Below are 2,353 nucleotides of genomic sequence, written 5' to 3' on the forward strand. Positions count from 1 at the left end.
ACACTTATAAATAGCTATAAAACAGCACATTTATTTTCATTTGTTTGGTTGTTGTTTTCATTTTAGATATGTATTCTATAAATCTGGTAAATTGACACTACGGAGACGATTGCGTGATGCTTATGCTATGCCTACGCATAGCGTGCATTCACGTACTCTCCGTAAAAGGCTTTACCAGAGCCGTCGCTTGAAAGTAGTGTGATTTGCACGCTACTTTTTTGCCCTTGCCTAACGAAAGGAAACGATAATGGGTAAAGTACAGATTCTTGCCGTCCTCACGATGGACGGATGTCAAAGCTCCGAGTTGTATTGCAAAGCGTATAAGGAACTGCGCCTTGAAAATTGCGGTATCAACGAGATAAGGGAAAACGCCCTTTATCATATCACACCGGATTATTCCATCTCCATGCTTGACGAATGGCGGAAATCCACAACAGACATCTGCTATCTGGCGGAAGCCACTCCTGAAAAGGCGGACTACATCAACGGGCTGCTGCGTATGCGTGTGGTGGATGAAATCATACTATACACAATTCCTTTCATTGCCGGAACGGGAAAGCGTTTCTTCCAGTCCGTCTTGCCACAGGAACAATGGACGCTGACCTCACAGAAAGCATACCGCAACGGAGTGGTCCGCCATATCTATAAAGCGTGCGTCTGATGTCCGGAAAATGGACTAATGTTCAGTAGATTAACACCTTAAGTTGAATACAACTCCTGTCGGATAAATAAATTTTGAAATTATTACTCTGAAATCCAGCATATTGCAGACTATGTGCCGGATTTTTTGTTTGATGTACATGATTTTTGCCAATCATATTCATGTGCGCATACCGAAAAACAGAGTGTAAAATTTCAAAATTGACAGGACATGAATTATTTTTTATTGGCGGAAACCGAGTTCTTCCGCCGTATAAACGAAGCCGGTGACTGCAATATGGAAACGGCATACACGGCTTTCGCCACCCAAGTGATCGAGCTATGCAGCGGCAATGTGGACACCAACCGCACCATCATCGCGCTGGCTTACATCGAAATCGAGTTGCAGCACCATCCCGTGCGCAATTTTCCCGAAGAAAAGAGGGAGGTTGCATCCTATATCAGCAAGGCACTCTCTTTCGTAAGGAAGATGCAGAAGTTCCTTGCCGCTCCCCAAGTGCCACCACTAATCCCCATCCGTACATCCTCCGAAAATACAACTGAAAAATCCGCCACACTCCTGCAATGGACAGGCAACGCCATCGACCTTGTGGAACTTATCTACGGCATCAACGAGATGGGCTGCATCAACAACGGTAACATGCCGCTTAAACAGCTCGCCCCGCTCCTCTACAAGATTTTCGGTGTCGAATCAAAGGACTGCTACCGCTTCTATATTGACATCAAACGCCGGAAGAACGAGAGCCGCACCTACTTCCTTGACAGGATGCAGGAGAAACTCAACGAGAAGATGCAACGTGACGAGGAATTGGAACGCATGAGAAGATGAACCACCATCCGGACAGGAAAGACGGAAAATAAGGGGCAATCATCTGTTTTCCGTCTTTTTTTGTTGCATCATATTGACAATCATGGAAATAAATGCCGATATTTGCAGCCGGAACAGAAGCAGGATAAAGAAATGGCAAAAAAGAAGAAACAGAACGGGCACTACTGCCGGATTTGCGGTGACTACAAGGCGAATGAGAAGTTCTCCGGCAAAGGACACGCACAACATATCTGTAAAAGCTGCATGTCCGCCATGCGCAGCGGCAAGAATCCGGAGGATATTCTGCCGGAACCGTTGCCCGTGAACCGTGAAACGACACGTTTCAAGAAACTGGGTAAAGAGGAAAAAGCCGTGCTTAAAGCGTTTATCTCCGAAATGGTAACCGAATACTGGCAGGAAAACAGGCAGATACCGTTTGCGGAAAGTTTTTCCGAACTTAAAAAATATATCATCGGAACTTATGATGAGGAATGCGGCATACTCCTGAAAGATGACGCGGAACTGAAGACCTACTTTCAGACACATACGGTAACGACCATAAACAAATTGCTGAAAGAGGAAAATCCGGAAAACGAAGGGTAACGAAAACGGGCGGAACAAGGTGTCAAACTTGCCCCGCCCGTTTTCGTTACCGCCTGCCGGCTATTTCTGCTGCAACAGATGCTTCAGGTTCTCGTCACCCGCGATACGCTCCAGTTCGTCGGCGACAATCTGCTTCACCTCCTCCTTGATGCGCCTGTAATTCGCCTGCACCGTTTCCTTCATGCAGTCGTTGCCGTCCCCGTCGATGAAGTCGGTAATGACGGGGATCTTCTTGTAGGCTTTCTCCTCGCGCTTCACCTTCTCGGCGTCCACGACAATCTC

The 2,353-nt window shown here is 46.7% G+C and carries 3 protein-coding genes and 1 pseudogene; 3 read left to right on the forward strand and 1 reads right to left on the reverse strand.

All coding sequences use genetic code 11. The annotated features are described in order from the left end of the window. Nucleotides 1-247: 247 nt before the first annotated feature. The 3 genes from HPS53_RS12420 (at nt 248) to HPS53_RS12430 (ending at nt 2,071) form a co-directional block, all read left to right on the forward strand. Nucleotides 248-661, forward strand: coding sequence for a dihydrofolate reductase family protein (locus HPS53_RS12420; protein ID WP_172206518.1), 414 nt, complete (start codon nt 248-250; stop codon nt 659-661). Between the two features lie 210 nt (nt 662-871). After that, a complete protein-coding gene (locus tag HPS53_RS12425; protein ID WP_172206520.1) occupies nt 872-1,489 on the forward strand; it encodes an RteC domain-containing protein in 618 nt (205 codons plus the stop codon). Between the two features lie 132 nt (nt 1,490-1,621). Beyond that, nucleotides 1,622-2,071 (forward strand): hypothetical protein, encoded by a 450-nt coding sequence (locus tag HPS53_RS12430; protein ID WP_172206522.1) that lies wholly within the window; start codon nt 1,622-1,624, stop codon nt 2,069-2,071. A 60-nt stretch (nt 2,072-2,131) separates the two neighbouring features. Here the strand turns inward: HPS53_RS12430 and HPS53_RS12435 are convergent. Continuing rightward, a pseudogene (locus HPS53_RS12435) lies at nt 2,132-2,353 on the reverse strand (conjugal transfer protein TraG); the annotation flags it as partial.

It is taken from the genome of Prevotella sp. PTAC, from assembly GCF_013166535.1.
Classification (GTDB): domain Bacteria; phylum Bacteroidota; class Bacteroidia; order Bacteroidales; family Bacteroidaceae; genus Prevotella.

Excerpts from the sequence above, each read along its gene's own strand:
- HPS53_RS12420 (WP_172206518.1), top strand. The coding sequence starts at position 248 with ATGGGTAAAGTACAGATTCTTGCCGTCCTCACGATGGACGGATGTCAA.
- HPS53_RS12425 (WP_172206520.1), top strand. The coding sequence starts at position 872 with ATGAATTATTTTTTATTGGCGGAAACCGAGTTCTTCCGCCGTATAAAC.
- HPS53_RS12430 (WP_172206522.1), top strand. The coding sequence starts at position 1,622 with ATGGCAAAAAAGAAGAAACAGAACGGGCACTACTGCCGGATTTGCGGT.